At 69.4% G+C, this 379-nt stretch carries 1 protein-coding gene; it reads left to right on the top strand.

Annotated features, from left to right (window positions below):
* Positions 1-173 precede the first annotated feature (173 nt).
* Positions 174-379, top strand: a 206-nt coding sequence (locus tag G3I71_RS50105; RefSeq protein ID WP_164325651.1) for a CbtB-domain containing protein, incomplete at its 3' end; no start/stop codon positions are given.

Consider the following 379-nt stretch of genomic DNA (forward strand, 5'->3'; position numbering starts at 1 on the left):
CCGCGCGGTACGTTCTCGGACGACATGACGAAGGTACGACGGAAGCACGGTGAGAATCCGGCACGGTCGCGCCACTGTGAACCCGTTCCCGCACGCCGGGAAGGGAAGTCAGACCCGCCGCCTTCGTCGCGAGCACCACTGACCGGGACGCGTGTTCCCCAGGAGGTTCTGCCATGGCCCACTCCGCCGTGCCCACGACGGCTCCCGCCGCCATCACCCCCATCTCCCTCTCCGCGCTGGCCCCCTGGGCCGTCTTCGCGGGCGTACTGACCCTGGTGCTGCTGTACTTCGTCGGCGTCGAGCAGGGCGCCACGGCCCTGTTCGAGGGCGAGACGATCCACGAGTGGCTGCACGACGGGCGTCACCTCCTCGGTTTCCC

Origin of the sequence: Streptomyces sp. SID12501 (assembly GCF_010550245.1) — a bacterium.
Classification (GTDB): Bacteria; Actinomycetota; Actinomycetes; order Streptomycetales; family Streptomycetaceae; genus Streptomyces.